This window comes from Micromonospora sp. NPDC047521, assembly GCF_055587305.1.
This window is the reverse complement of sequence record NZ_JBVJGN010000003.1, coordinates 433,704-458,836: the sequence shown is the minus strand read 5'-3', so window position 1 is coordinate 458,836 and position 25,133 is coordinate 433,704. Positions and strand designations below refer to the sequence as shown.

Sequence of the window (25,133 nt, the reverse complement as noted above, 5' to 3'; positions counted from 1 at the left end):
AGGGGGATGGTTCCGGCAGGTGGGAGATCGATCCGGTGGGTCAGGACGCGGGCGGCGACGGTGCGCCGCCCGGTGCCCCGTCACCGGGTGCCGGGGCGCCAGCCGGCGGCGGGGCGCCAGCGGGTGCGGAGGCGTCGCCGGGTGCCTCGCCGGCGATGCACCAGTCACCGCCGTCGCGGGTGACTGTGAACACCAACGGCCGGGTGATCGTGCGCTTGCCGGCGGCCACCGAGACCGAGACGCTGACCTCCTGCCCGCGCGGGCCTGGTTCGACGGCGTCGATCGTCGCCCCGGGCACCTCGAAGTGGTCGGCGAAGTCGCCGTTCGGGCCGGTGGCGCTCAGGTCGAAACCCTCCTGGAACAGCGCGCAGAGCTGGCTGCGGCCGGCAGCGACGTCCTTGGCGGTCATCGCGTCGAGGTACGCCTGCACCCGTTCACGGGAGCGGGTGGCGGCCTCCTCGGCGGGTGCCCGCTCGGGCTTGGCCGCCTCCTGCTCGTCACCGCCGCCGATGCCGCAGCCGACCAGGGAGACCGGTAGCAGCACAAGCCCGGCGGCGGTCGCCGCCAGCCTGCGGTGGGTCGGGCGCATGACCACCTCCGTCGACCGTGCCATCGAGACGTGCCGAGCCGCGAGTCTGCCACATCCCGGCAGTCCCGCCCAACGCCGTCGGCCCGGCCGACGCGGGGCGTCGACCGGGCCGGTGCGTCACGGGCGGGGAGGGACGGTGCGGCCCCTCCCCGCCGTGTGGGTACTGCGTCGCCCTCGGCTCAGCCGAGACCGCCCTTGATGGCGCCGATGAGCTCCCCGTTGCTGGTGTCACCGGAGAGTTCCCAGAAGAACGCGCCACCGAGGCCCTGGTTGTTCGCGTACGTCATCTTGCCGTTGATGGTCGACGGGGTGTCGTAGCTCCACCAGTTGCTGCCGCACTTGGCGTACGCGGTGCCGGCGATCGTGCCGGTGGTCGGGCAGGTGTTCTTGAGGACCTTGTAGTCCTCGATGCCCGCCTCGTACGTGCCGGGTGCCGCGCCGGTGGCGCTGCCGCCAGGTGCCGCCTGGGTGACACCGGTCCAGCCCCGTCCGTAGAAGCCGATGCCGAGCAGCAGCTTGTTGGCCGGGATGCCCTTGCTCTTGAGCTTCTGGATCGCCGCGTCGGAGTTGAAGCCCTGCTGCGGGATGCCGGTGTACGAGGTCAGCGGGGAGTGCGGGGCGGTGGGGCCCTGGGCGTTGAACGCGCCGAAGTAGTCGTACGTCATCGGCATGAGCCAGTTGAGGTTGCCGATGGCGCCTGCGTAGTCGGTCGCGTCGATCTTGCCGCCGTTGCTGCCGTCCGCCGTGATGGCGGCGGTGACCAGGGCGTTCGAGCCGAACTTCGACCGCAGCGCGCCGATCACGTTCTTGAAGGCGTTCGGGCCGCTGGCGTCACAGCTCAGGCCGCACGCGTTCGGGTACTCCCAGTCGACGTCGATGCCGTCGAAGACGTCCGCCCAGCGCGGGTCCTCGACCAGGTTGTAGCAGCTCTCGGCGAAGGCGGCCGGGTTCTGCGCGGCCTGGGTGAAGCCGCCGGACCAGGTCCAGCCACCGAACGACCAGATCACCTTCAGGTGCGGGTTCATCTGCTTGAGCTTGCGCAGCTGGTTGAAGCTGCCCCGCAGCGGCTGGTCCCACGTGTCGGCGACACCGTCGACGCTGTCCGCCGCCGTGTACGCCTTCTCGTAGTCGGCGTAGCTGTCACCGATCGAGCAGCGGCCACCTGTGGTGTTGCCGAAGGCGTACAGGATGTGGGTCAGCTTGGCGGCCGAGCCGCTGGTCTGGATGTTCTTGACGTGGTAGTTGCGGGCGTAGACGCCCCACTCGGCGAAGTAGCCGACGACCTTCTTGCCACCCGTGTTCGGCGGTGGGGTGGTCGGCGGTGGCGTCGTGGGCGGCGGGGTGGTGGGTGGCGTCGTGGTGGGCGGGGTGGTGGTCGGCGGCGTCGTGGTCGGCGGGGTGGTCCCGCCGCCGCACGCGGCGCCGTTCACCGTGCAGTTCAGCGGCGTCTTGTACGCGCCGGTGCCGTTGTAGCCCCAACTGAACGAGGCGCCGGGGGCCAGGCCGCCGGCCCAGCTCTTCTTGACCGCGACGTAGTGGTTTCCGCTGCTCGTGACGTCGGCGTCCCAGGCGCTGCTGATGGTGGTCCCCGACGGCAGGTCGAATTCGATGCGCCAGGTGCTGACGGTGGCGCCGGAGCCGTTGGTGATGGTCACCTTCGTCTCGTGACCGGTCCCCCAGTCCTGCGCCTTGGTGAACGTGGTGGTGACCGTGCCGGCGCCGAACGCGGTGGTCATCGGCACCGCTGCGACGGTCACGGCGACCACGGCACCGGCCCAGAGGGCCCGGCGGAGCGATCTTTTCATGAGGCGTCTCCCGAACTGTTAGGAAACTTTCCAAAAGAGATTGGTGAGACGGTACTCACAGCGTCATCACTTCGTCAAGATGCGCATGTGTCGATTTCCCTGATGCGTGGAGTCCTCCCCCGCGTCCCGTCCCGGGCCCCCGCCGCCCGACGCGTAGCCTCGAACCATGACCGTCTTCGACATCCCGATCGACGCCCTCAACGGCGGCCCCGCGGACCTGGACCGCTACCGCGGCAAGGCGCTCCTGGTCGTCAACGTCGCCTCCCGCTGCGGCCTCACCCCCCAGTACGCGGGCCTCCAGGCGCTCGCCGACACGTACGCCGCGCGCGGTCTCGTGGTGCTCGGCGTGCCGTGCAACCAGTTCGCCGGTCAGGAGCCGGGCAGCGCCGCCGAGATCAGCGACTTCTGCCAGGTCAACTACGGCGTGACCTTCCCGCTGACCGAGAAGGTCGACGTCAACGGCCCCGAGCGGCACCCGCTCTACAGCGCGCTGGTCGACACCCCTGATGTCGACGGGCACACCGGGGACGTGCGGTGGAACTTCGAGAAGTTCCTGGTGGCCCCGGACGGGACGGTCGCCGCCCGCTTCGCCCCCACGGTCACCCCCGACTCCGACGACCTGCGCGCCGCCATCGAGAAGGTCCTCCCCGCCTGAGCGCCGGCGACCAAGAGGTTCGGGCCCCGCGCGGTGACGCGGACCTCTTGGTCACCGCGCTGTGGTGTGGAAGCGCCACTGGGCCGCGTCGGCCACGGGGAGGTAGCCGAGAGCCTGGTAGATGTGGTTGCTCGTCGGGTTGGCCAGGTCGGTGTGGAGGGTGCAGGTCGTCGCGCCGGCGCTCAGGGCGTACCGGCTGACGTGGGCGACGCAGCCGCTGGCGAAGCCGCGCCCCCGCCGCTCCGGTGGTGTGTAGACGCCGCTGACCCTCACCACGCCTGCAACCTGTCGGCTCAGCCACGCCATCGCGACAGGTGTGCCCGCGACCTCCCAGAGCCAGAGCAGGTCCCCGTGCGGCAGCCGGGCGTCCACCTGTCGCGGCAGGTCGACGCGCCGCTGGCCGGGCGTGGTCTCCGCACCGAACGCCTCGGCCCAGGCCACCAGCAGCTCGCGGTCCGCGACGGTCGCCGGCCGGGCGTGTCCGGGTACGCCGGCCGGCGGCCGGACCGCGTCCAGGTGGAAGATCCGCTGCGCGGTTCCGGGTACGGCCAGCAGGCCGGCGCGATCGGCGTACCACCTGGCGAACTCCACCACGGCCGGGACCGGGCCATGCACCTCGACCAGTGGCGGCGCCGCCCGCACGAAGTGCTCGGCGAGCGCCCGCGCGGCGGCCACCGGCACCGCGCCGAGCAGCGGCCCGCGCGGCGGCGTCCACACCGCCGCGCCCACAGTCACCCCGCCGTCGACCACCCGCACGAACCGCTCGTCACCGGAGAGTGGCACGTCCCCGGAGAGCCGGTCGGCGACGAGCGTGAGCAGTACGTTGTGCAGGACGGGCTCGCGGCGCAACCAGGCGCCCGCCGTACCGGCGAAGGCCGCGAGATCCTCGACGAGACAGCGCATGCCCGGCAGTGTGCGCAGCCGGACGGCGGTGCGGCAACCGGATAACCCACCAGCCCGGTCGGGAATGCGTCGCGGGTGGACGGAGTTGGGAACGAGCATGACAACAGTGGGATTGATCGGCAGCGGCAACATCGGCGGCACCGTGGCCCGGCTGGCGGTGGACGCCGGCTACGACGTGGTGCTGAGCAACTCGCGGGGGCCGGAAACCCTCCAGGGCCTCGTCGACGAGCTGGGCAAGCAGGCCAGTGCCGGCACCGCCCAGGACGCCGCCCGGGTCGGTGACCTCGTGGTGGTCAGCGTGCCACTGAAGGCGTACCGCGCGGTGCCCGTCGAGCCACTGGCCGGCAAGGTCGTCATCGACACCAACAACTACTACCCGCAGCGCGACGGGAACCTCCCCGAGCTGGACTCCGGCGAGACCACCAGCAGTGAACTGCTCCAGCGGCACCTGCCCGACTCGCGGGTGGTGAAGGTCTTCAACAACATCTACTTCAAGGGCCTGGCCACGCTTGCCCGGCCGTCCGGCGCCGCCGACCGCAGCGCCCTCGCCATCGCCGGTGACGACGCCGCCGCGAAGGCCGAGGTGACAGCCTTCCTGGACCGGATCGGCTACGACGCGGTCGACGTCGGCCCGCTCGCCGAGGGATGGCGCTACCAGCCCGACACCCCGGCGTACGGCCTCCTCTACGCCGCCAGCCCCACCGACTGGGAGCACCCGGCACCGGGCGACGCCGAGAAGCTGCGCGCCGCCCTGGCCGCCGCCACCCGCTGATCCACCGCCGCGCCCTCCGGCGACCGCCTACCTGGTGGCCGTACGGAGGGCGGCGGCGAGTTCGTCGTCGTAGCTGGCGATCGGCTGGCCGTCCGAGGCGTACGCCACGAGCCGCCCCTGGGCCATCGTCGCCGAGCGGAACGAGAAGGTCCGCGTCCCCGGGTAGGCGGCGAGCAGTGGAATGGTCCGGGGCGCCCCGCCCGGGGCGGAGTAGTACTCCAGGCGGGTCACCTGCGGTGAGACCACGCCGTTGACCCGGACCTTGGTCTTCTCCGCACGGGTGCCGAAGGTGACAGGCGCGTCGGTGCCGTACGCGGCGCACTCGGCAGCCCCCCGGCAGACGAAGAAGTACCTGGGGTTGGCCACGTCGTCGAGGGTGTACGCCTTGAAGGTCGGGTCGGCGCCGGCCGGCAGCGGCTGCACGGCGAAGAACGCGACAGCCACGGTCGCCGTGACGCCCACCCGCAGCCACGCCCGCCCGGCGGCCGGTCGTCTGCTCGTCCGCCGGGCGGCGACGGCGACACCGCCGAAGCCGACCAGGCACAGCAGGCACACGCCGACGGCGCGGGCGTTCTCGAACAGGAACTGCACGCCCGGCCGCGTCGAGACCGGGCTGAGCAACGCGCCCAGTGAGACGACCATGGCGGCGAGCAGCGCCGCGCCGGCGGCCCGTTGGGCGACACCTGACGCACCGATCAGCAGCATCGCGGCGAGCACCGGCCACACCTGGTGGTGGGTCCAGGACACCGGCGACGCGGCCACCGTGGCGCAGCCGACGAGCACCGCGGCGTGCCCGGGGCGGCCCTGCCGGGTCAACTGCCGGGCCCGCAGCAGCGCCGCCGCGCAGATCACCGCGACCAGGCCGGCCCAGAGCAGGGGCAGTGTGGACTCCTCGACGCCGACCCGCAGCAGCATCCCGTGCAGGGACTGGTTGCCGAGCGAGGCCAGGTTGCCGATTCGGGAGGTCTGCCGGACGGCCTCGGTCCAGTACGTCCAGCTCTCGCCGGGCAGCACGATCGCGGCGAGCGCGGCGCAGGCCGCGAACGTCCCGGCGGCCCGGGCGGCGTCGCGGTAACGGCCGACGGCGAGGAAGTAGACCACGAACAGCAGGGGGGTGAGCTTGATGGCCGCGGCCACCCCGACGAGGGTCCCGCGCAGCCGGGGCGGCAGGACGCCCATCCCGTCCAGCAGGGCCATCAGCACGATGAAGATGCTCACCTGACCGAACCGCAGGTTGCTCTGCACCGGCGCGGAGAGCATCAGCACCGTGGCCGCCACCGCCACGACCAGCGGCCGCCGGGACGGCCGGGTGCTCAGCGCGACACCTACCGACGCGGCGATGGCGACAACCGCGGCGCACGTCGCCACCAGCCAGAACCCCTGCACCACGCCCTCGCTGACGGCGGTCATCGGCCCCAGCACGAGGGCGGCGAACGGCGGATAGGTGAACGGCCCCCCGTTCTGCGCCACATACCCGTACAGCGGCCTGCCGGCGTGCAGGTCGGACAGCGCGCCGTAGTAGATGTGCAGGTCGGAGAGACGATCCGGACGGTCCAGGACGAGCAGACAGGACACCAGCGCGACGACGACGAAGGCCGCCCACGCCAGTGCCACCCGGCGATCCCGCATCGACCGAGAATAGGCGAACAGGAATGCCTTCGGCGTCCCTTCCGCCCGTGGGTTCGGCCGTCCGGCGTTTCTGCCCTCGGAACAATCGGTGACCGCCCGCCGGACGTCCGTCCGTAGCATCGGCGGATGGGAGTGACGAGCACACCGGCGTACGACGCCCACGCGGACTGGTACGAGGGGTACATCGCCGGAGGCGGCGAATACCTGCGGCGGGTGCACGCGACCGTCGGAGATCTGCTCGGCGCGGGCGAAGGCACCTGCCTGGACATCTGCTGCGGCACCGGCGCCCACACGTCGGTGCCGCAGAGTCTGGGCTGGACACTCGTCGGGCTGGACCTGTCCGGCGGGCAACTGCGGCATGCCCGTGGACGGCTTCCGGTCGTCCGGGGTGACGCCGCCATGCTGCCAATCGCCGACGCGTCGACGTCGGCGGCGATGTGCGTGCTGTCCAGCACCGACCTGCCCGACTACCCGGCCGTGCTGCGCGAGGCCGCGCGGGTGCTACGCCCCGGCGGACGGTTCGTCCACGTTGGTGTGCACCCTGCTTCGTGGGCGCGTTCGCCGACTGGGGTCGGCACCCGAGGATCGTCGTCGACGAACGGTACGCGGATCGGGCCCGCAGCTTCGACAGCTGGAACACAAGCGGCGTTCGGGTACGCGTCGGCGCCTGGCACGTACCGCTCGCCGACCTGCTCAACGCGACCATGTCCGCTGGCCTCCGGTTGGCCCGGGTCGTCGAGGCCGGACCGGGCGGCGTACCGGACCTGTTCGGCTTCCTCGCGGTGCGGTAGCGGCACCAGTCCGCCTACAAGATCGTGCTCGATCCTTGAGGTAGTGGCATCCCCACGACACCGAGACCACTACTTCCAGGATCGAGCACGATCTTGCGGCGGGCGGCGGGCGGCGGGGCGCGAGGCGGCCGGGCGGCGGGCGGCGGGGCGCGAGGCGGGGGGCGGCGCGGGAGAAAACTTGCCGCGGCAACTTGCGCTGAAGTCCTGCTCACGGGACTCTGATCCCTGGGTGTTGCCGCCCGCTCACCGAACGTGCCCCCGGAGGCGACATGCACACGCTTCGTACCGCGCCCCGCCGGCTGCTGGCCGGCGCTGGCGCGCTCCTGCTCGGCACCGCCCTCGCCGCCGCCGGCACGCCGGTGCCGGTCAGCGCCGCCGGCACGTCCGTGCCCGTCGGCGCTGGCGCGCACACGCCGGTCAGCGCCGCCGGGGCGGACACCGTCGGCTACGTCCGGCTCGCCCACCTCTCCCCCGACACGCCCGCCGTCGACGTCTACCTGTCCGCGCCTGACGCCCCGAAACCACAGGTCTTCCCCGGGGTGGGCTACGGCGTCGTCTCGGACTACCTGTCGCTGCCTCCCGGCCGCTACGCCGTGGCGATGCGCGAGGCCGGCGCGCCCGCCACCGACCCTCCGGTGCTCACCACAGAGGTGGCGGTGAGCAGCGGCGACGCCTACACGGTGGCGGGTGTCGGCCGACACGCCGACCTCGGTCTGCGGGTGCTCACCGACGACCTCAGCGCACCCACCGACGGCCGCGCCAAGGTCCGTGTCGTGCAGGCCTCGGTGCGCACGCCGGTGCTGGACGTGGCGGCCGCCGACGGTCCGATGATCGCCAACGGGGTGCAGTTCGCCACGACCACCGACTACCAGCAGGTCGAGCCGGGCAGCTGGCGGTTGAAGCTGACCGGCGCGGGCGGGCCGAGCACCGACGCCGAGGTGCGGCTCACCGGTGGCGCGGTCTACTCGTTGCTGGTGCTCGACTCCAAGCAGGGCGGGCTCACCGCCGAGCTGCGCCGCGACGCCGAGGGCGGAACTGTCGTCCCGGCGGGCGGGGTGGACACCGGGGCCGGTGGCACCTCCAGGAACGGGCTCGACGCGTACCCCCTGGTGGCCGGCGGATTGACCGCGGCGGCCGTCGCGGCGGCGCTGCTGTTCTGGCGCCGGTGGCGGCGCACCACCTGGTGAGCGTCGGGCCGGGCCTGTCGATCCGGCGGCACCGCGACCGGCGGGTGCCGCTGGCCGCGCTCGTCGCGGCCGGCGCGGCCGTCTGCCTGGCCGCCGGCACCGGCGTCGGGCTGGCCGGCACCGGTCCGCCGCCGCCGGGGGCGAGCTGGCGCCCCGGCTGCGTCGACGACTGCCCGTCGGTGGCCACCGCGTCCGCGCCGCAGGGTCCACCCACCCGGGTACGCGTGCCGCGCATCGGCGTCGACTCCCCGCTCACCGTGCTGGGCCTGGACCGCGCGGGCGCGCTGGCCCCGCCTGACGACTTCGCCACCGCCGGCTGGTACGGCGGCGGGCCGGCCCCCGGCGACACCGGTCCGGCCGTGCTCGCCGGGCATCTGGACTCGCGGCGCGGCCCGGCGGTGTTCGCCCGGCTCGGCGAGCTGCGGCCCGGTGACCGGGTGCAGGTGTGGCGCGGCGGGCAGTGGTTGTCGTTCCAGGTGACCGGGTCACTGCGGACCGGCAAGGACCGCTTCCCCACGGCGGCGGTCTACGGGCCGACGCCCGGCGCGGAGCTGCGCCTGGTCACCTGCGGGGGCGACTTCGACAGGCGACGCGGGCACTACACCGACAACGTGGTGGTCTTCGCGGTGGCCGAGAGGTGACCGGCAGGTCAGACCGGGCGGCGGCCGGCGAAGCCGCACTCGGCCCGGTGGTACCAGCGCACGTCGGAGTCGCCCTCCAGCCAGCACCACAGCACCGAACGGCCGGCCCGCTCACCGGGAAAGTCGAGCAGCACCGGCGCGATGCCCTTGACCTGGATGTCGTGCTGGTGCAGCTCGTCGACGACGGCGTGCAGGCGTGCTTCCAGTCCCTTGACCTCGGCCAGCCCGCCGAGTGCGCTCACCCCGTGGTCGGCCAGGTCGGCGCGCAGCTCGGCCAGGTCGGCCCGGACCCGGATCAACTCGTCGACGCGTGGTTGCAGGGTGGCCACCAGGTGCCGGGCCTGGGCGAGTGTGAACACCGCGCCAGTATGCGCCACGCCCGGCTCCGCGACGTGCCCGCAACCGTCAGTCGGACTGGGCGGCCAGCTCGCGGGCGCGGTCCCGGGCGGCCTCCAGTGCGGCGAGCAGCGCCGCCCGGACGCCGTGCTTCTCCAACTCGCGGATCGCGGAGATGGTGGTGCCGGCCGGCGAGGTGACCGCCTCGCGCAACTTGACCGGGTGCTCACCGGAGTCACGGAGCATCACCGCGGAGCCGATGGCGGTCTGCACGATCAACTCGTGCGCCACCTGCCGGGGCAGCCCGAGCAGGATCCCCGCGTCGATCATGGCTTCGACGAGCAGGTAGAAGTAGGCCGGGCCGGACCCGGAGAGCGCGGTGACCGCGTCCTGCTGCGATTCGGGCACCCGGATGGTCTGCCCGAGAGGCTTGAACATCTCCTCGGCCAACGCCAGATGCGCCCCGGTGGCGTACGCGCCGGCGGAGATCGCGGTCATCGCCTCGTCGACGAGCGCCGGAGTGTTGGTCATGACCCGGACCACCGGGGTGCCCTCGGGCAGCCGGCGGTTGAAGAAGCTGGTGGGAAGCCCGGCGCAGAGCGAGATGACGAGCTTGTCGGCAGGCACCTTGGGGCCGATCTCGTCGAGCAGCGCGGCGGCGTCCTGCGGCTTCACCGACACGGCGAGCACCGCCGCCTCGTCGACGGCGGTCAGGTTGTCGACCACCCGTACGCCGTAGCGGGCGGTCAGCTCCTCGGCCCGCGCCGGGCGACGGGCGGTGGCCAGCAGCCGGTCCACGGGCCATCCCGAGCGCAGCAGCCCGGAGAGCATCAACTCGCCGATCTTGCCCGCGCCGATCACCGCGACCGTGTGCACACCGGGTGACATCTGGGCCGTACCCCCTCGCGTCGGATCGCGGCGCGGCGGACCCGCAGGCCCGCCGCGCCGCCCTACCGGTCGATCAGCTGCCGAAGAAGACCTCGGCCTCGGCGTACCGCTCCAGCGGCACGGTCTTCAGCTCGCGGGTGGCCTCGGCGAGGGGCACCCGGACGATGTCGGTGCTCTGCATCGCGACCATCTTGCCCCAGTCGCCGTCGTTGACCGCGTCGATGGCCTGCAGGCCCAGGCGGGTGGCGAGCACCCGGTCGAACGCGGTAGGGGTGCCGCCGCGCTGGATGTGACCCAGCACCACGGTGCGGGCCTCCTTGCCGGTCTTGGCCTCCAGCTGCTCGGCCAGCCACTGGCCGATGCCGCCGAGGCGGACGTGGCCGAACGAGTCGAGCTCCTGGTTGGCGAGCACCATCTGGCCGTCCAGCGGCTGGGCGCCCTCGGCGACCACGACGATCGGGGCGTACTGGTGCTGGAAGCGCTTCTCGACGTAGCCGGCCACCTGGTCGACGTCGAACTGCCGCTCCGGCAGCAGGATGACGTTGGCGCCACCGGCCAGGCCGGCGTGCAGGGCGATCCAGCCGGCGTGCCGGCCCATCACCTCGACGACGAGGGTGCGGTGGTGGCTCTCGGCGGTGGTGTGCAGCCGGTCGATGGCCTCCATCGCGATGTTGACAGCGGTGTCGAAGCCGAAGGTGTAGTCGGTGGCGCCCAGGTCGTTGTCGATCGTCTTCGGCACGCCGACCACGTGCACGCCCAGCTCGTAGAGCTTGGTGGCGACGCCGAGGGTGTCCTCGCCGCCGATCGCGATGAGCGCGTCCACGCCCTGTTCGGCGAGGTTGTCCTTGATCCGCTCGACGCCGTTCTCGATCTTGAACGGGTTGGTGCGGGACGAGCCGAGGATGGTGCCGCCTCGGGGCAGGATGCCCCGGACGTCCGCGATGTCCAGCGGACGGGAGAGACCCTCGAGCGGGCCCTTCCAACCGTCCCGGAAGCCCACGAACTCGTGACCGTAGGTGGCGACGCCCTTGCGGACCACCGCCCGGATGACCGCATTGAGACCCGGGCAGTCGCCGCCGCCGGTGAGCACGCCGATACGCATGATCCGCTCATCCTCCTGGAGCATCAGGGTAAAGCCCGATTTGCCCCAGGATATGTGTCAGGTCAGACCATCGGCGCCGTTGCCGGCCCGGGGCGGGCCGTCACTGCGCACTGTAGTCGGCCTGCCTGTGCGATGACAGCGCGCCCCGGGACGGCTGCAGGTCAGTAGCTCACCTCGTGGTTCTCGCCGACCTCCGGCGGCTGCCCGGTGACGGCGGCCTTGGCGAACCCCAACAGGTTGACCACGCTGCTGCTCGGCGAGTCCCAGTACTCGGCGGAGCTTGCGTGCACCTTGATCAAGGTCAGGCCGGGCGTGTCCAGCCCGTCCGGGAACCACGTCTTGAGCAGCGGGTTCCACAGCCGCTCGGCGCGAGCCCTGTCGAACTCGTCCCTGGCGGTGCCGGAGACGGAAACCCAGACGTTGTGCTTCTGGTCCGAGAACGAGACGTTGACCTCCGGGTTCACCCGGATCTGGCGGACCTTGGCCGAGTCGGCGGAGGCGAAGAACCAGAGGTCCCCGTCGAACTCGGCCTCCTGAAGCCCCATCGGCCGGCTCACCTGCCGCCCGTCCAGCGCGATGGTGGTGAACATGCAGATCCGCGCGTCCCGGACCAGCTCGGTGACCCGGGCGCGGGCCTCGGTGGCGCTGGTCGGTTCCTTGCTCATGGCAGTCTCCCTCGGCTCGACTGGTCGAACCGATGCCCGGGACAGAACCGGTCAAACCTGCAAAGGTACGACGACTGTCAGCGGGACGTCATCGCCCGCCAGCGGGCCAGGTTGTGCCGGGCGTCGACCAGGGCGTCGTGCCGGGCCGCGTCGGCGTCCGGCAGGGTCGGCCGGCCACGGTCGTCCCAGAGCTGCCGCAACTCCTTGGTGAACCGGGGGATCTCCCGGGGCAGCGCCGGCATCGCACCCCAGAGCTGCGCGAGCACCACGTGGTCGTACGCGGCGTACCAGGCCCACAACTCCAACTGTTCCCCCGGCCGGTCCCGGATCGGCTCCATGAGGAAGTCGTACAGGTCGTCGCGGATGCGCTCACGCGAGCGCCAGGCCCGGTCGGCAGGCGAGGGCAGCTTGTCCAGCACGTTGCGCCGCACCCAGGGCACGGCACGGGAATCGTCGTACTCGGTGGAGACCGCGTAGAACTCGCGGCCGTACTCGTCGACGACACCTATCGACACGAGGTCGACGAGCCGGCCGTCCTCGATGAACTCGCAGTCGTAGAAGTAGCGGTAGACCATTCCGGCCATCCTCGCCCACCGGCTCGCGGCGGTGCCCGGCGGGGGGCGACCGGTGGCCGCCGGAGGCCGGCGACGAGGGGGTACGCCGCAGCTGGCGACGGTCACGGAAGTGCTTCGAGGGGTGTACAGCAAGCGACCGGACCGTCATGATCTGATGTGTACCGCTACCGGACGCCGAACCGGTGTCAGTTCACCTTGTCAGGGCCATCAGGTTCACCCGGTGAGCGAGTTTGTGGTCCATGACCGGGGAGGGGTTGGACCGTGGAGATGCGCCTGCCGGAGCCGGGTGACGCGCTCACGGGTGTCGAGATGTTCGCAGGGCTGGAGCCCGAGGTGCGGCAGCGTGTCATCGCCGCCGCCGTTCCGCGCACCTACCGCAAGGGCCAACTGCTCTTCGTCGAGAACGACCCGGGCGAGTCGCTGATCGTGCTGCGCCGCGGCGCGGTCGCCGTCTTCCGGACCGCGCCGACCGGCGAACGGGCCGTGCTGTCGGTTATCCGTCCGCCCGACGTGCTCGGCGAGGTCTCCCTGCTCGACGCGTCCACCCGGTCCGCCTCGGCCGAGGCCATCGAGGACTGCGCGGCGCTCGCGCTCTCCCGGGGGGCGTTCATGGAACTGGTGCACTCCAACCCCCGCATCCTGGACGCGGTGATGCGCTCGCTGGGCGGGCTGATCCGCCGGCTCACCGAGCAGAACGCCGACCACGTCTTCCTCGACCTGCCCGGCCGGGTGGCCAAGACGCTGGTCCGGTTGGCTGGCGAGAGCCAGGCCCCGATGATCACGATCGAGCTCAACCAGAGCCAGTTGGCCGAGATGGCCGGCGGTTCCCGGCAGAGCGTCAACCAGGCGATCGGGTCGTTCGCCAGCCGGGGCTGGCTGCGCACCGAGGGCCGCCGGATCGTGGTGACCGACGTGGCCGCGCTGCGCCGACGCGCCGGCATGAGCGACCGCTGATCCACGGGTACGCGCACGACGCGGCCGGGTCACCCGTGGGCGACCCGGCCGCGTCGACGCGTCACTGAGCGCGGGATCAGACCCCGGAACTGCCCGGGCCGGCCCACTTGTCCGGGCCCTTGCCGTCGCCGCTCGGGCCGTGGGACTGCTCGCTGACGATGCCCTCGGCCTGGAGCGTGGCGAGCGTGGCGGCGTCGACGTCCACCGAATCGCCCGCGGAGTGGCTGACCCCGTTGCCGTCGGTCCAGTCGCTCTCCAGCTTGACGTACACCATTGACCTGTCCCCCTCTGGTCGCTGATCGACATGTGGCTGACTGAATGTAGTCCGCATCTGCCCTGATGGACTGTCCACAAGCCAACAGGCCGGTACCTGACAGGTTCGCCGGCGGTGATACTCCTACCAGGCGACGCCGGGGGGCGTCGACCGGTTCCGCCAGTGGAGGGTGTCATCGCCGCGCAGTGTGAGCGCTGTGGACGGACGGCTGCCGACGGCGACCGCTTCTGCGGTGGCTGCGGCGCCGAACTGGGTGCGGTCTGCCCGCACTGCCTGCGTCCGCTCGCCTCCGACGTCACGTTCTGCACCTCGTGCGGGTCACCCCGGCCGGGCGCGGACCGGCCCGCCGCGGTCACCCCGCAGGAGGACCGCCGCCGGGTGAGCGTCCTGTTCGTCGACCTGATCGACTTCACGCCGTACGTCGAGCGGGCCGACCCGGAGCAGGTGCGCGGCATGCAGACCGGGTTCTTCTCCGCCGCCCGCCGCGTCGTCGGCCAGTACGGCGGGGTGGTGGAGAAGTACATCGGCGACGCGGTGATGGCGCTCTTCGGCGCGCCGATCGCCACCGAGACGGACGCGCTGCGCTGCGTACGGGCCGGCCTGGAGCTGCAGCGGGTGCTCACCCGGTTCGCGCCGACCGGCAGCACCGAGCTGCGGTTCCGGGTGGGGGTGGCCACCGGGGAGGCGCTCGTCGACGTGGCAGCCGCCCGCGACGGCGGGCAGGCGATCGTGGCCGGGGACGTGGTGAACACCGCCTCCCGGATGCAGTCCGTCGCACCGCCGGGCGGGGTGCTGGTGTGCGGCACCACGCACGCGTTGACCAAGGACGCGGTCCGGTACGAGGAGCAGCCACCGGTCACCCTGCGCGGCAGGTCCTCGCCGACCGAGGTGTGGCTCGCCCTGTCCCCGCTGCGGCGCCAGCCCACCGACCGGGAACCGGACACCACGCCGCTCGTCGACCGGGAACACGAGCTGGGCATGCTGGTCAACGCCCTGCACCGGTCTCTGCGGGACCGACTGCCGCAGGTGGTGACGATCTTCGGTCGGGCCGGCATCGGCAAGAGCCGCCTGCTGCGCGAGTTGTACCGGCACACCGGCCGCCTCGTCGACGAGCCGCTGACCTGGCGGATCGGGCGCTGCCCGCCGTTCGGGGAGAACGTCACGTACGCCGCGCTCGCCGACATCGTGAAGTCCGAGGCCGGCATCCTGGACACCGACCCGGCCGCCAGCGCGGCGCAGCGGCTGGCCGCCGCCGTCGCCGAGCTGATCGGCCCTGGCGAACGGGACCGGGTCGTCGACGCGCTGCGCCCGCTGGTCGGGTTGCCCGGCACGCCGCTGCCCGCCGAGGAGGCGGAGTCGGCGTGGCGGCGTTTCCTGCTGGCGCTTGCCGCCCGCCGCCCCACCGTGCTGGTCTTCGAGGACCTGCACTGGGCCGACGACGCCATGCTGCGCTTCGTGGAGCTGCTCGGGTCGGCGGCCCGCGAGGTGCCGTTGCTGCTGCTGTGCACCGCCCGCCCGGAGCTGGTCGACCGCGACCCGAGCTGGGCCGGCACCATCACCGGCTCGGTGACCATCACCCTGCCGCCGCTGCGGGACACCGGGATCGCCGCGCTGTACGCGCACCTGTTCGGCCAGGCGGCGTTCTCCGCCGACATGTTGAGCCCGCTGATCGAGGTGGCCGGAGGCAACCCCCTCTACGCCCACGAGTACGTCCGGATGCTCATCGAGCAGGGCGCGCTGCGCCAGTCCGGGCGGGGCTGGTCACTGGACAAGCACCTCGAACTGACCATGCCGGAGAGCGTGCACGCGGTGATCGCCAACCGGGTGGACCTGCTCGACGCGAAGGACCGCGCCGTGCTGCTGGCCGCCTCGGTGGTCGGGGTGCAGTTCTGGCCCGGCGCGGTGGCCGCCGCCCTCGGCCAGCAGGTCGAGTCGGTCGAGCGCTCGCTGCGCCGGCTGGAGCAGCGTGACTTCGTGCACGAGCAGGCCGCCTCCACGATGGCCGGGCAGGCGGAGTTCCGGTTCCGGCACGTGCTGGTGCGCGACGTCTGCTATCAGCGGCTTCCGCGTACCGAGCGGGTGGCCCGGCACGAACGGGCCGCGGACTGGCTCGACGCGTTGTCGCACAGCCGGGACACCGACCTGGCCGAGGTGCTCGCGCACCACCGCTGGGCGGCGCACGAGATCGCCCGCTCCCTCGGCATGGAGGTCCGCCGGTACGCGGCGCCGGCCCGGCAGGCGCTGCACCGCGCGGCCCGCCGGGCGTACGCCCTGCACGGGCTGGACGCGGCGGCCGCCCACGCGGGCCGGGCGCTCGGCCTGGCCGACGACAGCGACCCGGTCGGCCGCCTCCAACTGGAGTTGCTGAGCACCGAGATCTCGTTCTACCGCGACGGCAACGCGTTCCTCTCCGGCGGCGGGCCGGAGCAGGTGCACGCGCTGGCCGGGCGGCTGTCGGCGCACGGCGACGACGCGTGCGCGGCCCGCGCCTGGACGCTCCTCGGCCAGGCCGCCTGGCTGCGCGCCGACCGGGCCGACGCCCTGGTCTGCCTGGACCGGGCCGTGCAGTTGTTCGAGTCGCTGCCGGACACCCCGCAGAAGGCGGACGCCTACGCGGAGCTGGGCCGGCTGCACATGCTCAACTACGAACGGGACGCGGCAGTCGCGGCGGCGGAGATCGCCGCGGAGATCGCCGAGCGGCTGGGCCTGACCGAGACCCGCACCAACGCCCGGATCACCGCCGCGACCGCCCGCTACCAGGCCGGGGACCGGGTCGGTCTGGACGAGCTGCACGCGATAGTGGAGTTCAGCCGGGCCGGTCAGTTGCTGGCGCTGCCCCGCGCCACCCAGAACCTCGCGTGGGCGATCCGGGAGGAGGGCGACTGGCTGCGCTCGGACGCCCTGCTCTCGTCCGCGCCGGCGCGGACGGCCAGCGGCCAGACGTTGACCACCAGCTACTCGGCCGAGGCGATGCGCGCCTGGTTCGAGGGCGACTTCGGTCGGCTGCTCACCGCCGCCGAGGCGTTCGTGGACACGCCCACCGGCAGTTGGGACATGCAGGTGCGGGGTCTGCGCTGCTGCCTGCTGGTGCTGCGTGACGACGACGACCCGGACGACCTGGGCGACGCCCTGGACACCGCGCGGCGCAGCGGGTTCCACAGGCTGCGCTGGACGATGGTGGGCATGGCCGCCCTGTGCCGGGCGTTGCAGGGTCGCGCCGACGAGGCGGCGGAGCTGATCGACGAGTTGGACAGTTCCTGGTCGGAGGTGCCGGCCCTGGCCAGCGGGGAGTGGATAGCGGCAGCCGCGTACGCCGCCGCGCTTGCCGGCCGGGACACGGCGGTGCGGGTCCGGGCGATGCTGGGCCGGGTCGGGCATCGCACGCCCTGGTCGGAGGCGGCGCTGCGGACCGTGACGGCGGCGCTGGCCGCGGCCGACGGCGACCACCGGCGCTCGGCCGAGCTGCACCTGGCCGCCGCCGAGACGTACGGGCGGATCCCCGACGTCAGTGACCGGGTGCTGGCGCTGGCACTGGCGGCGGCCGAGCTGACCCGTGCCGGTGACCCGGCGGCGGCCCGGGCGCCGCGCGCCGAGGTCCGCACCTTCGCGCTGCGCAACGACGCTCCCGGCCTGCTGGCGCTCGCGGGGCGGCCGATCAGCCCGGCCGGACCGGCAGTGGCCTGCTGAGCCGGCTCAGGCGGCCACCAGTTTGAGCTTCTGCGCGTAGACGTCGACGTACTCGCGGCCGGACAGCTCCATCAACTCGTACATGATCTCGTCGGTGACCGCCCGTTCGACGAACCGGTCGCCGGCCATGCCCGCGTAGCGGGAGAAGTCCAGCGGCGCGCCGAAGCGGATCCGCACCCGGTCGATCCTGGGGATGAGCCTGCCGGGCGGCTGGATCTCGTCGGCGTTGAGCATCGCCACCGGCACCACCACGGCACCGCTCTCCAGGGCGAGCCGGGCCACCCCGGTCTTGCCCCGGTAGAGCCGCCCGTCGGGGGATCGGGTGCCCTCGGGGTAGATGCCCGCCACTCCCCCGGCGCGCAGCACCCGCAACTGGGTGTCCAGCGCGGCCCGGGCTGCCCGGCCACCTGAGCGGTCCACCGGGACGGTGCCGGTGCCGACGAAGAACATCCTGGTCAGCCAGCCCTTGATGCCCTTGCCTGTGAAGTACTCGGCCTTGGCCACGAAGGTGACCCGCCGCGAAATGATCAACGGCGTGAAGATCGAGTCGGAGAAGGAGAGGTGGTTGCTGGCCAGGATCACCGGGCCGGTCGCCGGCACGTGACGCAGGCCCTCCACCTGCGGGCGGAAGATCAGCTTGAGCAGCGGACCGAGGAGAACGTACTTCAACAGCCAGTAGAGCACCGGCGTCCTTTCCCGTGGTGTGCCCCGCGACGGCGCCGTGCCCGGGAGCGCCGCCGTCGCCGACGAGCCTACGAAGCGAGCGCTCTCACCACAACGGACGGACGCTCACCACCGCCGCGCGGGCGACCCCTGCCGCGAGGCGGCGGCGAGGGGGCACCGGGACCATCTGGCCGCCGCGAAGCGCCCACCCCGACCCCCTGGCGGACCCGCCGCCTGACGATCATCGAGATCGCACGTGTCGCGCAAGAACGGACATCGGAGCACCGCCGCGACCTGCGACGGCAGCCGTGACTTTGGAAGACGCGACACAACGCACTCCCGGAACCGACCCCTGACGTGTCACGATTCAGAGCACGGCGTGCGTACGGGCGTCGAGGGGGCAGGGTGGCCGCGCCGCACGGCGCGTTGAGGAGGATGTCCGGGTGTCAGCGGGTGGGGCCCGCCGGGGACGGCGGGACAACGGGCTCGACGCGAGCGAGTACGCCGTCGTCGGCGACGTCGATCCGCGCGTCGGCGAGCACCTGCTCGACGTGCTGGCCGCCGGTGGCATCGCCGCGTACCTGCAACCCTCGGCCGACCTCAACCCGGTCACCCGCACCACCACCGTCCCGGCCCGTCCGGTCGACCGGCTGTACGTCGACCGTTCGCACCTGACCACGGCACGGGACTATCTGACCCAGCTCGCCGACGAGACGTCCCCGGAGCAGTCCCCGGCACGTGACGAACCGGACATCGACGCCGAGTGGGCGCGGATCGTGGCGGGCTTCCACACCACCTCGACCGTCGGTGAGCACCCGTGGCCGGCCTCGGAAAACGTGGACGAACCGGACACCCGGGACGAGCCGGCGGCCGGCCCCCTGGCCCGCTCCGGCGTCGACGAGCCCGGCCCGACCGCCACCGACGTCCGGCGACTGCCGTCCGCCACCGACATCTCCGGCATCTCGGTCGGGCGGGGCACCCGTCCGGACGAGCCGTCGCTGCTCGACGGGTTGGACACGTTCGGCGCGGACCTGCCCGACGACGAGGACGACGAGGGCTACCACCCGCCGCCCCCGCCGCCGCTGCCCCGGATCTCGAAGTACGCGGTGGTGGGCATCCTCGCGGTGGTGGTCGGGTTCGTGCTCTTCCTCTTCCCGTCACTGGTCCCGGTGGACCGCTCGGCGGTCACCCTGTTCGGGTTCACCGGCATCCTTGCCGGTTTCGTCACGCTGATCTGGCGTCTGCGCCCCGGCGACGAGGAGGACGACGACCCGGACAACGGCGCCGTCGTCTGACCTCCGGCCCGCATCGCGGGACGACGCCGCCCCGCCCGGCGCGTAACAGTGGTGTAACTTACTGTCAGTAGGAATACCGCTGTACGTCACTTCCCCCGCTGACTGACCGGTTTTCTCCTGCTCGTGGCGGTCAGTCCTCTGCTGATCGGAATGCCCGAGATGCGACAGAGTTCCCTCGTGGTGGTGGCCAACCGCCTCCCCATCGACGACAACCAGGCGCCCGACGGGGCCTGCGAGTGGCGACGCAGTCCAGGGGGCCTGGTCAGCGCGCTGCACCCACTGCTGAAGCACACCCCGGCGACCTGGGTCGGCTGGGCCGGCGGCACCGGGCCCGCCCCCACCCTGCCCGACGTGGACGGCGTCCGCATGCACGCCGTCGCGCTCAGCCAGGACGACCTCCGCGACCACTACGAGGGATTCGCCAACGCCACCCTCTGGCCGCTCTACCACGACTCCGTCGAACAACCGCAACACCACCGCCGGTGGTGGGAGACGTACCAGCGGGTCAACCAGCGCTTCGCCGAGGCGACAGCCGAGGTGGCCGAGCAGGGCGCCGTCGTCTGGGTACAGGACTACCACCTGCATCTGGTCCCCGGCCAGCTCCGCGCGCTCCGGCCGGACCTGCGCATCGGGTTCTTCCTGCACGTGCCGTTCCCACCCCCGGAGCTGTTCATGCAGCTGCCCCGGCGCGCCGAACTGCTGCGCGGGATGCTCGGCGCCGACCTCGTCGGCTTCCAGCGGATCCAGGCCGCGCACAACTTCGCCCAGCTCGTGACGAGGGTCCTGGAGCTGCCGGCCACCGACCGGCGGATCGGCATCGACGACCGGGTGGTGCGCATCGGCGCGTTCCCCGTCTCCATCGACACCGCCGAGATGGCCGCGCTGGCCTCCCGCCCCGACGTCGCCGCCCGGGCCCGCCGACTCCGCCAGGACCTCGGCGACCCCCGACAGGTCATCCTCAGCGTCGACCGGATGGACTACACCAAGGGCATCGAGCAGCGGCTCAAGGCGTACAGCGAACTGCTGGCCAGCGGCGACGTCAAGGTCCGCGACACCGTGCTCGTGCAGGTGGCCATGCCGAGCCGGGAACGCGTCGGCCAGTACCAGATCCTGCGCGAACGGATCGAGCGTGAGGTCGGCCGGATCAACGGCGAGTTCGGCCGGGTCGGCGAACCCGCCATCCACTACCTCACCCAGCCCTTCGACCGGGCCGAACTGGCCGCGCTCTACCGGGTCGCCGACGTGATGGCGGTGACCCCGCTGCGCGACGGGATGAACCTGGTCGCCAAGGAGTACGTCGCCGCCCGGGTGGACGACGACGGTGCGCTGCTGCTCAGCGAGTTCGCCGGCACGGCCGCGGAACTGTCGCAGGCGTACCTGGTCAACCCGCACGACCTGGAGGGGCTCAAGCAGGGCCTGCGCGCGGCGCTGCGGGCCAGCCCGGCCGACGTCACCGAACGGATGCGGGCGATGCGCGCCCACCTGCACGAACACGACATCCGGGCCTGGGCGCGCTCCTACCTCGGCGCGCTCGACGAGACCGGCGCCCTGGTCAGCCTCCTGACCAGCACCGACGACGCGGTCCGGGTGCCCCGCCCGGCGACCCGGGCCACCCCCGCCGCACACCACAGCGGCGGCTGATCGGCCGTCGGCCGCCAGCTCAGTGCGCGGCGGGTTCCTTCTCCAACCAGTCCAGGATCGCGTCGATCGGCTCCACCCACCGCGCGTCAAGCATCAGGTCGTGCCCCATGCCGGGGAAGAGCAGCGGCGCCGAACCGTACCGGCGGGCCACCCGGGTCAACGTCGACGACGGCACCACCCGGTCGTCCGGGCTGCCCATCACCAGCACCGGCGGCGCGCCCACTGCCGGTTCGGCCGCCGGCTCGCCCAGCAGCGCCCACTGCGCCCGCCGGCCGGCCCGACCGAGCCGACCGACATACCGCCGGGCCTCCTCGTCGGGCAGCTCCCGGCTGAACAACTGCCCCCGGCTGAGGCGCAGCGGCCCACCGAACACCGCAGGCAGCGTCCCGGCCGGATTGCGGCGCAGCGCCGCCCCCAGCACCCCCCAGCCGCCGAAGACCGGTGCCACAAGCACGGCGCCCCGCGCCGGGTAACGCGCCAACGCGTGCGCCACGACAAGCGCCCCGGCGCCGTGCCCCACCAGCACCGCCTGCCGCGGCAGGCCCGCCGCCACCTGGACCACGTCGTGGGCGTACGCCCGCAACGTCGCCTCCGGCGCCGGCTCGCTGGCACCGTGCCCGCGCAGACTCATCGCGTACGCCGGGAAGCCCCGCGACGCCGCGTGCCCCAACCAGTGCTCGGCGAACGCCCACGCGCCGTGCCCGAACCCGGGAACGAACAGCAGCGGCGGCCGCCCCTGCTCCACCTCCGGCACGGCGCTGAGCACCTCACGACGCGCCGGCCGGACCGGTCGGGCCCACTCCCGCCCCCGCATGATCCGCAGCTCACTCACCTGTGCGACCTTCCGTTCGCGACTGCGGGGCTCGCAAGCTCACTTGGCCTCCAGATCGTGCAGGGCGCGCTGGACAGCGCGCAGATAGTCGGCGTGGCCGACCTCGAACCAGTGCCGGCTGCTCTCCTTGACCTGACCGGAGTACCGCTCGCCGGCCCGCTCCCGCACCCGCTGCGCGAACGCCGCGGCACGCTCCGGGCGGTCCCGGCGGGCCTGCAACACACGCGCGAAGAGCACCGTCTGCCAGTGCGCCAGGGTGAACATCCCGGAGTCCGGCTGCAACAGACCGGCCACCGCCAACGTCGGATGGCCCGGGGTGAACGCGTTGAGCCACAGCGTGGGCCGACCCGCGCCGGCGCTGTCGGCGAACACCGACGCGTCGAGGAACTCGAACCGCGGCAGGTACCCGGTGGCGAAGATGACCACCTCGGGGTCGATCTCACGCCCGTCGGTCAGCTCCACCGCGTACGGGTGGAACCGGGCGACGTCCGGCACCGGGCCGATGGCGCCGTGGCCCACGTAGTAGACGAGCTGGCTGTTCGCGATGGGGTGCGTCTCGTACACCCGGTGGTCGGGCTTGGGCAGGCCGAAGCGGGTCAGGTCACCGACGGTCAGGCGCAGCGTCCAGTGGTAGAGCCACTGCCGCAGACGCAACGGCACCCGCAGGGCCAGCAGCGCGTCGTTCACCTGGTCGGCCGGGCGGCCGAACACGTACTTCGGGGCGTACCAGTAGCCGCGCCGGCTGGAGTGCCAGCAGCGCGACGCCTGCTGGGCGGCCTCGACGGCGATGTCGCAGCCGGTGTTGCCGGCACCGACCACCAGCACCCGCTTGCCGCGCAGTTGGGCCGGGTCCTTGTAGGACGAGGCGTGCATGATCTCGCCTCGGAACTCTTCGAGGCCCTCGTAGCGGGGCAGTTTCGGCGACCAGTTGTGGCCGTTGGCGATCAGCACGGCGGCGTACCGGGAGGTGCGCTCCGGACCGTACCCGCCGGTGGAGCGGGTCGTGACGTCCCAGCGGTCCCCCTCGGCGGGTTCGACCCGGACCACCTCGGTGCCGAACCAGATGTGCGACCGCAGGTCGAAGTGGTCGGCGTACCGCTCGAAGTAGGAGAGCAGCTGGCTGTGGTGCGGGTAGTCCGGCCACGAGTCCGGCATCGGGAAGTCGGGGAACTGGGTGAACGGCTTCGACGAGAGCAGGTGGGTGCTGGCGTACACCGGGCTGCGGTCGTGGCGCCAGTTCCAGGCGCCGCCGACGCCGGTCTCCCGCTCGTAGCAGTCCACGCCGAACCCGTGCTCGCGCAGATTCTTGATGGCCGTCAGGCCGCTGGCCCCGGCCCCGATGACGCAGACCGTGTCGCCCCGGTCGGAGACGGGGGCGGCGTCGCGGCCCTGCGCGGACGGATCGGGCCGGCCGTGGTCGGTGGAGGTGGACACCGGGGCATCTCCTTTTGTGCGGCACGCGTGCCGGTCGCCGCGAAATCCTCTCCACATCGGAGCCGGATGTCCAGCGCCGGCGCGGACCGATCGGCGGGTCCCGGCCGGTGGGGGTCAGCCGGTGGTGGGCAGCAGCAGGTCGACCAGGACCGGGAAGTGGTCGCTGGCCCGGCGGGTCTGCGGGGTGTCCACCACGTCGTAGTCGACAACTGTGATCCGCGGGTCGACGAAGAGCGCGTCGATGCGCCGACGCGGGTCGGCGCACGAGTAGGTGAGCCGGTCCGCCGCGTCGGCCGCCACCGCGGCGTCGGTGAGCCCGCGCGCCACGGCGGCCCACGCCGGGCCGTCCGGGCCCTCGTTGAGGTCGGCGCCGGCGAGTACCGGGCTGGTCGCCGCGTCCAGCCCGCGCTTGAACTCGGCGGCCTGCGCGGGACGCTCCGCCGGATCGGTGGACAGGTGCGAGCCGGCGAGGGTGAACCGGGCGCCGGCGACCCGGCAGTCGGCGTACGCGGCGCCGCGCAGGTGCCGGCCGGGGGTCAGCGGGAAGCGCTGGCACCTGGTGCCCGTCACCTGGACGCGCAGGCTGGTCAGCAGCAGGTTGCCAAGCGCGGGCAGCCCACCTGCGGCCACCACCAGGCCGAAGGACTCGGCAAGCGTGGCGGACTTCTGCCGCCACCGGAACCGGCGCGGCCCCTCCTGCACGATCACCACGTCCGGGCGCGCGGCCCGGACCACCGCCGCCAGCGCGGCCGTGTCGTCGCGCTGGCTGTGAATGTTGTACGACACCACGCGCAGCGGTACGCCGGCAGCCTCGCCCATCGGTCCCCGCCTCAGATCCGGCGGGCCAGGTCGGCGGCGCCGATCACCCCGGCGCTGTTGCCCAGCTCGGCGGGGAGCACCTCGGCCACCGGCAGGCGGCCGCGCTGCGCGAGCGCGTCGAGGTACGAGCGGCGGGTCGGGCCGAGCAGCAGGTCGCCGGCCTCGACCACACCGCCGCCGACCACCAGGGTCTGCGGGTCGAGGATCTGCGCCATGTCGGCGAGGCTGGTGCCCAACCACCTGCCGATCTGCGCGAACGCCTCGGCGGAGATCGGGTCGCCGTCCTGCGCGGCGGCGGTCACCATGTGACCGGTGATCGCCTCGGCCTCGCCACCTGCCAGCTCCAGCAGCGCGGTCGCCCGGTTCGGTTCCTGTCGGGCGCCGGCGCGGGCGAAACGGACCAGGGCGCTGCCGCTGGCGTACTGCTCGATGCAGCCCAGTCGTCCGCAGCCGCACTGGTGCCCGTCCGGCACGGCAAGCATGTGACCCAGCTCCGCGGCGACGCCGTGCGCGCCGCGCATCAGCTCGCCGCCGAGGACGATGCCGCCGCCGACGCCGGTGCCGATGGTGAACATGATCATGGAGTCGTCGGCGTCGCGGGCCGCGCCGTAGCGGAACTCCGCCCAGGCGGCGACGTTCGCGTCGTTCTCGACGATGACCGGCAGACCCACCGCGGCGCTGACGTACTCGCGCAGCGGCTCGTCGCGCCAGGCGAGGTTCGAGGCGAAGAGCACGGTGGACCGGGTGGCGTCGATCCAGCCGGCCGCGCCGATCCCGACGGCCTCGATCGTCCGCCCGGCAGCGAGTTCGCCGACCAGATCGATGATGACGTCGCGGGTCTTGCCGACGTCATCGGCGGGAGTGTCCCGTCGGGTCTGCACGAGTACCGCGCCGGTGTCGTCCACGACACCGCCGGCCACCTTCGTGCCTCCGACGTCGACTCCGATGGTCAGCGTCACCGCTGCCGCTCCCCTCTGCTGTGCTGTCCGGCCCGCG

The 25,133-nt window shown here is 72.8% G+C and carries 24 protein-coding genes and 1 pseudogene; 10 read left to right on the top strand and 15 right to left on the bottom strand.

The features are described from left to right. Window positions 1-40: 40 nt before the first annotated feature. Together ACZ6N8_RS09810 and ACZ6N8_RS09805 are read right to left on the bottom strand one after the other, a co-directional pair. Window positions 41-589, bottom strand: a complete 549-nt coding sequence (locus ACZ6N8_RS09810; protein WP_466008913.1) for a hypothetical protein — start codon at window positions 587-589, stop codon at window positions 41-43. 179 nt (window positions 590-768) lie between these two features. Next, a complete protein-coding gene (locus tag ACZ6N8_RS09805; protein WP_466008911.1) occupies window positions 769-2,394 on the bottom strand; it encodes a glycosyl hydrolase family 18 protein in 1,626 nt (541 codons plus the stop codon). A 166-nt stretch (window positions 2,395-2,560) separates the two neighbouring features. Between ACZ6N8_RS09805 and ACZ6N8_RS09800 the strand changes: the two genes are divergently transcribed. Beyond that, entirely contained in the window at window positions 2,561-3,049 is a 489-nt protein-coding gene (locus tag ACZ6N8_RS09800) for a glutathione peroxidase (RefSeq protein ID WP_466008909.1), read from the top strand. A gap of 51 nt (window positions 3,050-3,100) precedes the next feature. Here the strand turns inward: ACZ6N8_RS09800 and ACZ6N8_RS09795 are convergent, their stop codons facing one another. After that, window positions 3,101-3,952, bottom strand: a complete 852-nt coding sequence (locus ACZ6N8_RS09795; protein ID WP_466008907.1) for a GNAT family N-acetyltransferase — start codon at window positions 3,950-3,952, stop codon at window positions 3,101-3,103. A gap of 97 nt (window positions 3,953-4,049) precedes the next feature. Between ACZ6N8_RS09795 and ACZ6N8_RS09790 the strand changes: the two genes are divergently transcribed. After that, entirely contained in the window at window positions 4,050-4,724 is a 675-nt protein-coding gene (locus ACZ6N8_RS09790) for an NADPH-dependent F420 reductase (RefSeq protein ID WP_466008905.1), read from the top strand. Between the two features lie 27 nt (window positions 4,725-4,751). Here the strand turns inward: ACZ6N8_RS09790 and ACZ6N8_RS09785 are convergent, their stop codons facing one another. After that, on the bottom strand, window positions 4,752-6,353 hold the full coding sequence (locus tag ACZ6N8_RS09785) for a glycosyltransferase 87 family protein (RefSeq protein WP_466008903.1): 1,602 nt from the start codon (window positions 6,351-6,353) through the stop codon (window positions 4,752-4,754). Window positions 6,354-6,479: 126 nt separating this feature from the next. Between ACZ6N8_RS09785 and ACZ6N8_RS09780 the strand changes: the two are divergent. From ACZ6N8_RS09780 to ACZ6N8_RS09765, 4 genes and pseudogenes are all read left to right on the top strand, one after another. Then, a pseudogene (locus ACZ6N8_RS09780) lies at window positions 6,480-6,824 on the top strand (class I SAM-dependent methyltransferase); the annotation flags it as partial. A gap of 77 nt (window positions 6,825-6,901) precedes the next feature. Continuing rightward, window positions 6,902-7,144, top strand: a complete 243-nt coding sequence (locus ACZ6N8_RS09775; protein WP_466008901.1) for a hypothetical protein — start codon at window positions 6,902-6,904, stop codon at window positions 7,142-7,144. A gap of 269 nt (window positions 7,145-7,413) precedes the next feature. Beyond that, window positions 7,414-8,331 (top strand): DUF4397 domain-containing protein, encoded by a 918-nt coding sequence (locus ACZ6N8_RS09770; protein WP_466008900.1) that lies wholly within the window; start codon window positions 7,414-7,416, stop codon window positions 8,329-8,331. Beyond that, window positions 8,310-8,972, top strand: coding sequence for a class F sortase (locus ACZ6N8_RS09765; protein WP_466008898.1), 663 nt, complete (start codon window positions 8,310-8,312; stop codon window positions 8,970-8,972). The genes ACZ6N8_RS09770 and ACZ6N8_RS09765 overlap by 22 nt, the downstream gene beginning before the upstream one ends. 8 nt (window positions 8,973-8,980) lie before the next feature. On the opposite strand, the gene ACZ6N8_RS09760 is transcribed toward ACZ6N8_RS09765, so the two are convergent. From ACZ6N8_RS09760 to ACZ6N8_RS09740, 5 genes are all read right to left on the bottom strand, one after another. Continuing rightward, window positions 8,981-9,331, bottom strand: coding sequence for a DUF2203 family protein (locus ACZ6N8_RS09760; RefSeq protein ID WP_466009170.1), 351 nt, complete (start codon window positions 9,329-9,331; stop codon window positions 8,981-8,983). Between the two features lie 46 nt (window positions 9,332-9,377). Then, window positions 9,378-10,196, bottom strand: coding sequence for a pyrroline-5-carboxylate reductase (proC, locus tag ACZ6N8_RS09755; protein WP_139584494.1), 819 nt, complete (start codon window positions 10,194-10,196; stop codon window positions 9,378-9,380). A gap of 73 nt (window positions 10,197-10,269) precedes the next feature. Continuing rightward, window positions 10,270-11,298 carry a 6-phosphofructokinase gene (locus ACZ6N8_RS09750; protein WP_139584498.1) on the bottom strand — a complete coding sequence of 343 codons (1,029 nt, stop codon included), beginning with the start codon at window positions 11,296-11,298 and terminating at the stop codon, window positions 10,270-10,272. A gap of 161 nt (window positions 11,299-11,459) precedes the next feature. After that, window positions 11,460-11,963, bottom strand: a complete 504-nt coding sequence (locus ACZ6N8_RS09745; protein WP_466008895.1) for a pyridoxamine 5'-phosphate oxidase family protein — start codon at window positions 11,961-11,963, stop codon at window positions 11,460-11,462. Window positions 11,964-12,040: 77 nt separating this feature from the next. Next, complete coding sequence (locus tag ACZ6N8_RS09740) at window positions 12,041-12,538, bottom strand: polyadenylate-specific 3'-exoribonuclease AS (RefSeq protein ID WP_354826934.1); 498 nt, start codon at window positions 12,536-12,538, stop codon at window positions 12,041-12,043. Between the two features lie 261 nt (window positions 12,539-12,799). Here ACZ6N8_RS09740 and ACZ6N8_RS09735 point away from each other — a divergent pair, with 261 nt between their 5' ends. Beyond that, window positions 12,800-13,492 (top strand): Crp/Fnr family transcriptional regulator, encoded by a 693-nt coding sequence (locus ACZ6N8_RS09735; RefSeq protein WP_088988366.1) that lies wholly within the window; start codon window positions 12,800-12,802, stop codon window positions 13,490-13,492. 76 nt (window positions 13,493-13,568) lie between these two features. Here the strand turns inward: ACZ6N8_RS09735 and ACZ6N8_RS09730 are convergent, their stop codons facing one another. After that, window positions 13,569-13,766, bottom strand: coding sequence for a hypothetical protein (locus ACZ6N8_RS09730; RefSeq protein ID WP_466008894.1), 198 nt, complete (start codon window positions 13,764-13,766; stop codon window positions 13,569-13,571). A gap of 162 nt (window positions 13,767-13,928) precedes the next feature. Here ACZ6N8_RS09730 and ACZ6N8_RS09725 point away from each other — a divergent pair, with 162 nt between their 5' ends. Then, entirely contained in the window at window positions 13,929-17,453 is a 3,525-nt protein-coding gene (locus ACZ6N8_RS09725; protein ID WP_466008892.1) for an adenylate/guanylate cyclase domain-containing protein, read from the top strand. 6 nt (window positions 17,454-17,459) lie between these two features. Here the strand turns inward: ACZ6N8_RS09725 and ACZ6N8_RS09720 are convergent, their stop codons facing one another. Next, window positions 17,460-18,137, bottom strand: coding sequence for a lysophospholipid acyltransferase family protein (locus ACZ6N8_RS09720; protein ID WP_466008890.1), 678 nt, complete (start codon window positions 18,135-18,137; stop codon window positions 17,460-17,462). 422 nt (window positions 18,138-18,559) lie between these two features. Here ACZ6N8_RS09720 and ACZ6N8_RS09715 point away from each other — a divergent pair, with 422 nt between their 5' ends. Together ACZ6N8_RS09715 and ACZ6N8_RS09710 are read left to right on the top strand one after the other, a co-directional pair. Next, window positions 18,560-19,411 carry a DUF308 domain-containing protein gene (locus ACZ6N8_RS09715; RefSeq protein ID WP_466008889.1) on the top strand — a complete coding sequence of 284 codons (852 nt, stop codon included), beginning with the start codon at window positions 18,560-18,562 and terminating at the stop codon, window positions 19,409-19,411. Between the two features lie 159 nt (window positions 19,412-19,570). After that, a complete protein-coding gene (locus ACZ6N8_RS09710) occupies window positions 19,571-21,052 on the top strand; it encodes an alpha,alpha-trehalose-phosphate synthase (UDP-forming) (protein ID WP_466008887.1) in 1,482 nt (493 codons plus the stop codon). Between the two features lie 19 nt (window positions 21,053-21,071). Here the strand turns inward: ACZ6N8_RS09710 and ACZ6N8_RS09705 are convergent, their stop codons facing one another. The 4 genes from ACZ6N8_RS09705 to ACZ6N8_RS09690 form a co-directional block, all read right to left on the bottom strand. Next, window positions 21,072-21,866, bottom strand: a complete 795-nt coding sequence (locus ACZ6N8_RS09705; RefSeq protein ID WP_466009168.1) for an alpha/beta hydrolase — start codon at window positions 21,864-21,866, stop codon at window positions 21,072-21,074. Window positions 21,867-21,923: 57 nt separating this feature from the next. Then, on the bottom strand, window positions 21,924-23,318 hold the full coding sequence (locus tag ACZ6N8_RS09700) for a flavin-containing monooxygenase (RefSeq protein ID WP_466008885.1): 1,395 nt from the start codon (window positions 23,316-23,318) through the stop codon (window positions 21,924-21,926). 114 nt (window positions 23,319-23,432) lie between these two features. Next, complete coding sequence (locus tag ACZ6N8_RS09695; protein ID WP_364362552.1) at window positions 23,433-24,137, bottom strand: endonuclease/exonuclease/phosphatase family protein; 705 nt, start codon at window positions 24,135-24,137, stop codon at window positions 23,433-23,435. An 11-nt stretch (window positions 24,138-24,148) separates the two neighbouring features. Further along, window positions 24,149-25,096, bottom strand: coding sequence for an ROK family glucokinase (locus tag ACZ6N8_RS09690; RefSeq protein ID WP_466008883.1), 948 nt, complete (start codon window positions 25,094-25,096; stop codon window positions 24,149-24,151). Between the last annotated feature and the right edge of the window lie 37 nt (window positions 25,097-25,133).

Bases quoted from the DNA above. Each gene is read 5' to 3' on its own strand.
- ACZ6N8_RS09730 (WP_466008894.1), bottom strand. From the start codon at position 13,766: ATGGTGTACGTCAAGCTGGAGAGCGACTGGACCGACGGCAACGGGGTC.
- ACZ6N8_RS09750 (WP_139584498.1), bottom strand. From the start codon at position 11,298: ATGCGTATCGGCGTGCTCACCGGCGGCGGCGACTGCCCGGGTCTCAAT.
- ACZ6N8_RS09695 (WP_364362552.1), bottom strand. From the start codon at position 24,137: ATGGGCGAGGCTGCCGGCGTACCGCTGCGCGTGGTGTCGTACAACATT.
- ACZ6N8_RS09770 (WP_466008900.1), top strand. From the start codon at position 7,414: ATGCACACGCTTCGTACCGCGCCCCGCCGGCTGCTGGCCGGCGCTGGC.
- ACZ6N8_RS09795 (WP_466008907.1), bottom strand. From the start codon at position 3,952: ATGCGCTGTCTCGTCGAGGATCTCGCGGCCTTCGCCGGTACGGCGGGC.
- ACZ6N8_RS09710 (WP_466008887.1), top strand. From the start codon at position 19,571: ATGCGACAGAGTTCCCTCGTGGTGGTGGCCAACCGCCTCCCCATCGAC.
- ACZ6N8_RS09810 (WP_466008913.1), bottom strand. From the start codon at position 589: ATGCGCCCGACCCACCGCAGGCTGGCGGCGACCGCCGCCGGGCTTGTG.
- ACZ6N8_RS09800 (WP_466008909.1), top strand. From the start codon at position 2,561: ATGACCGTCTTCGACATCCCGATCGACGCCCTCAACGGCGGCCCCGCG.
- ACZ6N8_RS09705 (WP_466009168.1), bottom strand. From the start codon at position 21,866: ATGCGGGGGCGGGAGTGGGCCCGACCGGTCCGGCCGGCGCGTCGTGAG.
- ACZ6N8_RS09805 (WP_466008911.1), bottom strand. From the start codon at position 2,394: ATGAAAAGATCGCTCCGCCGGGCCCTCTGGGCCGGTGCCGTGGTCGCC.
- ACZ6N8_RS09745 (WP_466008895.1), bottom strand. From the start codon at position 11,963: ATGAGCAAGGAACCGACCAGCGCCACCGAGGCCCGCGCCCGGGTCACC.
- ACZ6N8_RS09790 (WP_466008905.1), top strand. From the start codon at position 4,050: ATGACAACAGTGGGATTGATCGGCAGCGGCAACATCGGCGGCACCGTG.
- ACZ6N8_RS09740 (WP_354826934.1), bottom strand. From the start codon at position 12,538: ATGGTCTACCGCTACTTCTACGACTGCGAGTTCATCGAGGACGGCCGG.
- ACZ6N8_RS09785 (WP_466008903.1), bottom strand. From the start codon at position 6,353: ATGCGGGATCGCCGGGTGGCACTGGCGTGGGCGGCCTTCGTCGTCGTC.
- proC (WP_139584494.1), bottom strand. From the start codon at position 10,196: ATGTCACCCGGTGTGCACACGGTCGCGGTGATCGGCGCGGGCAAGATC.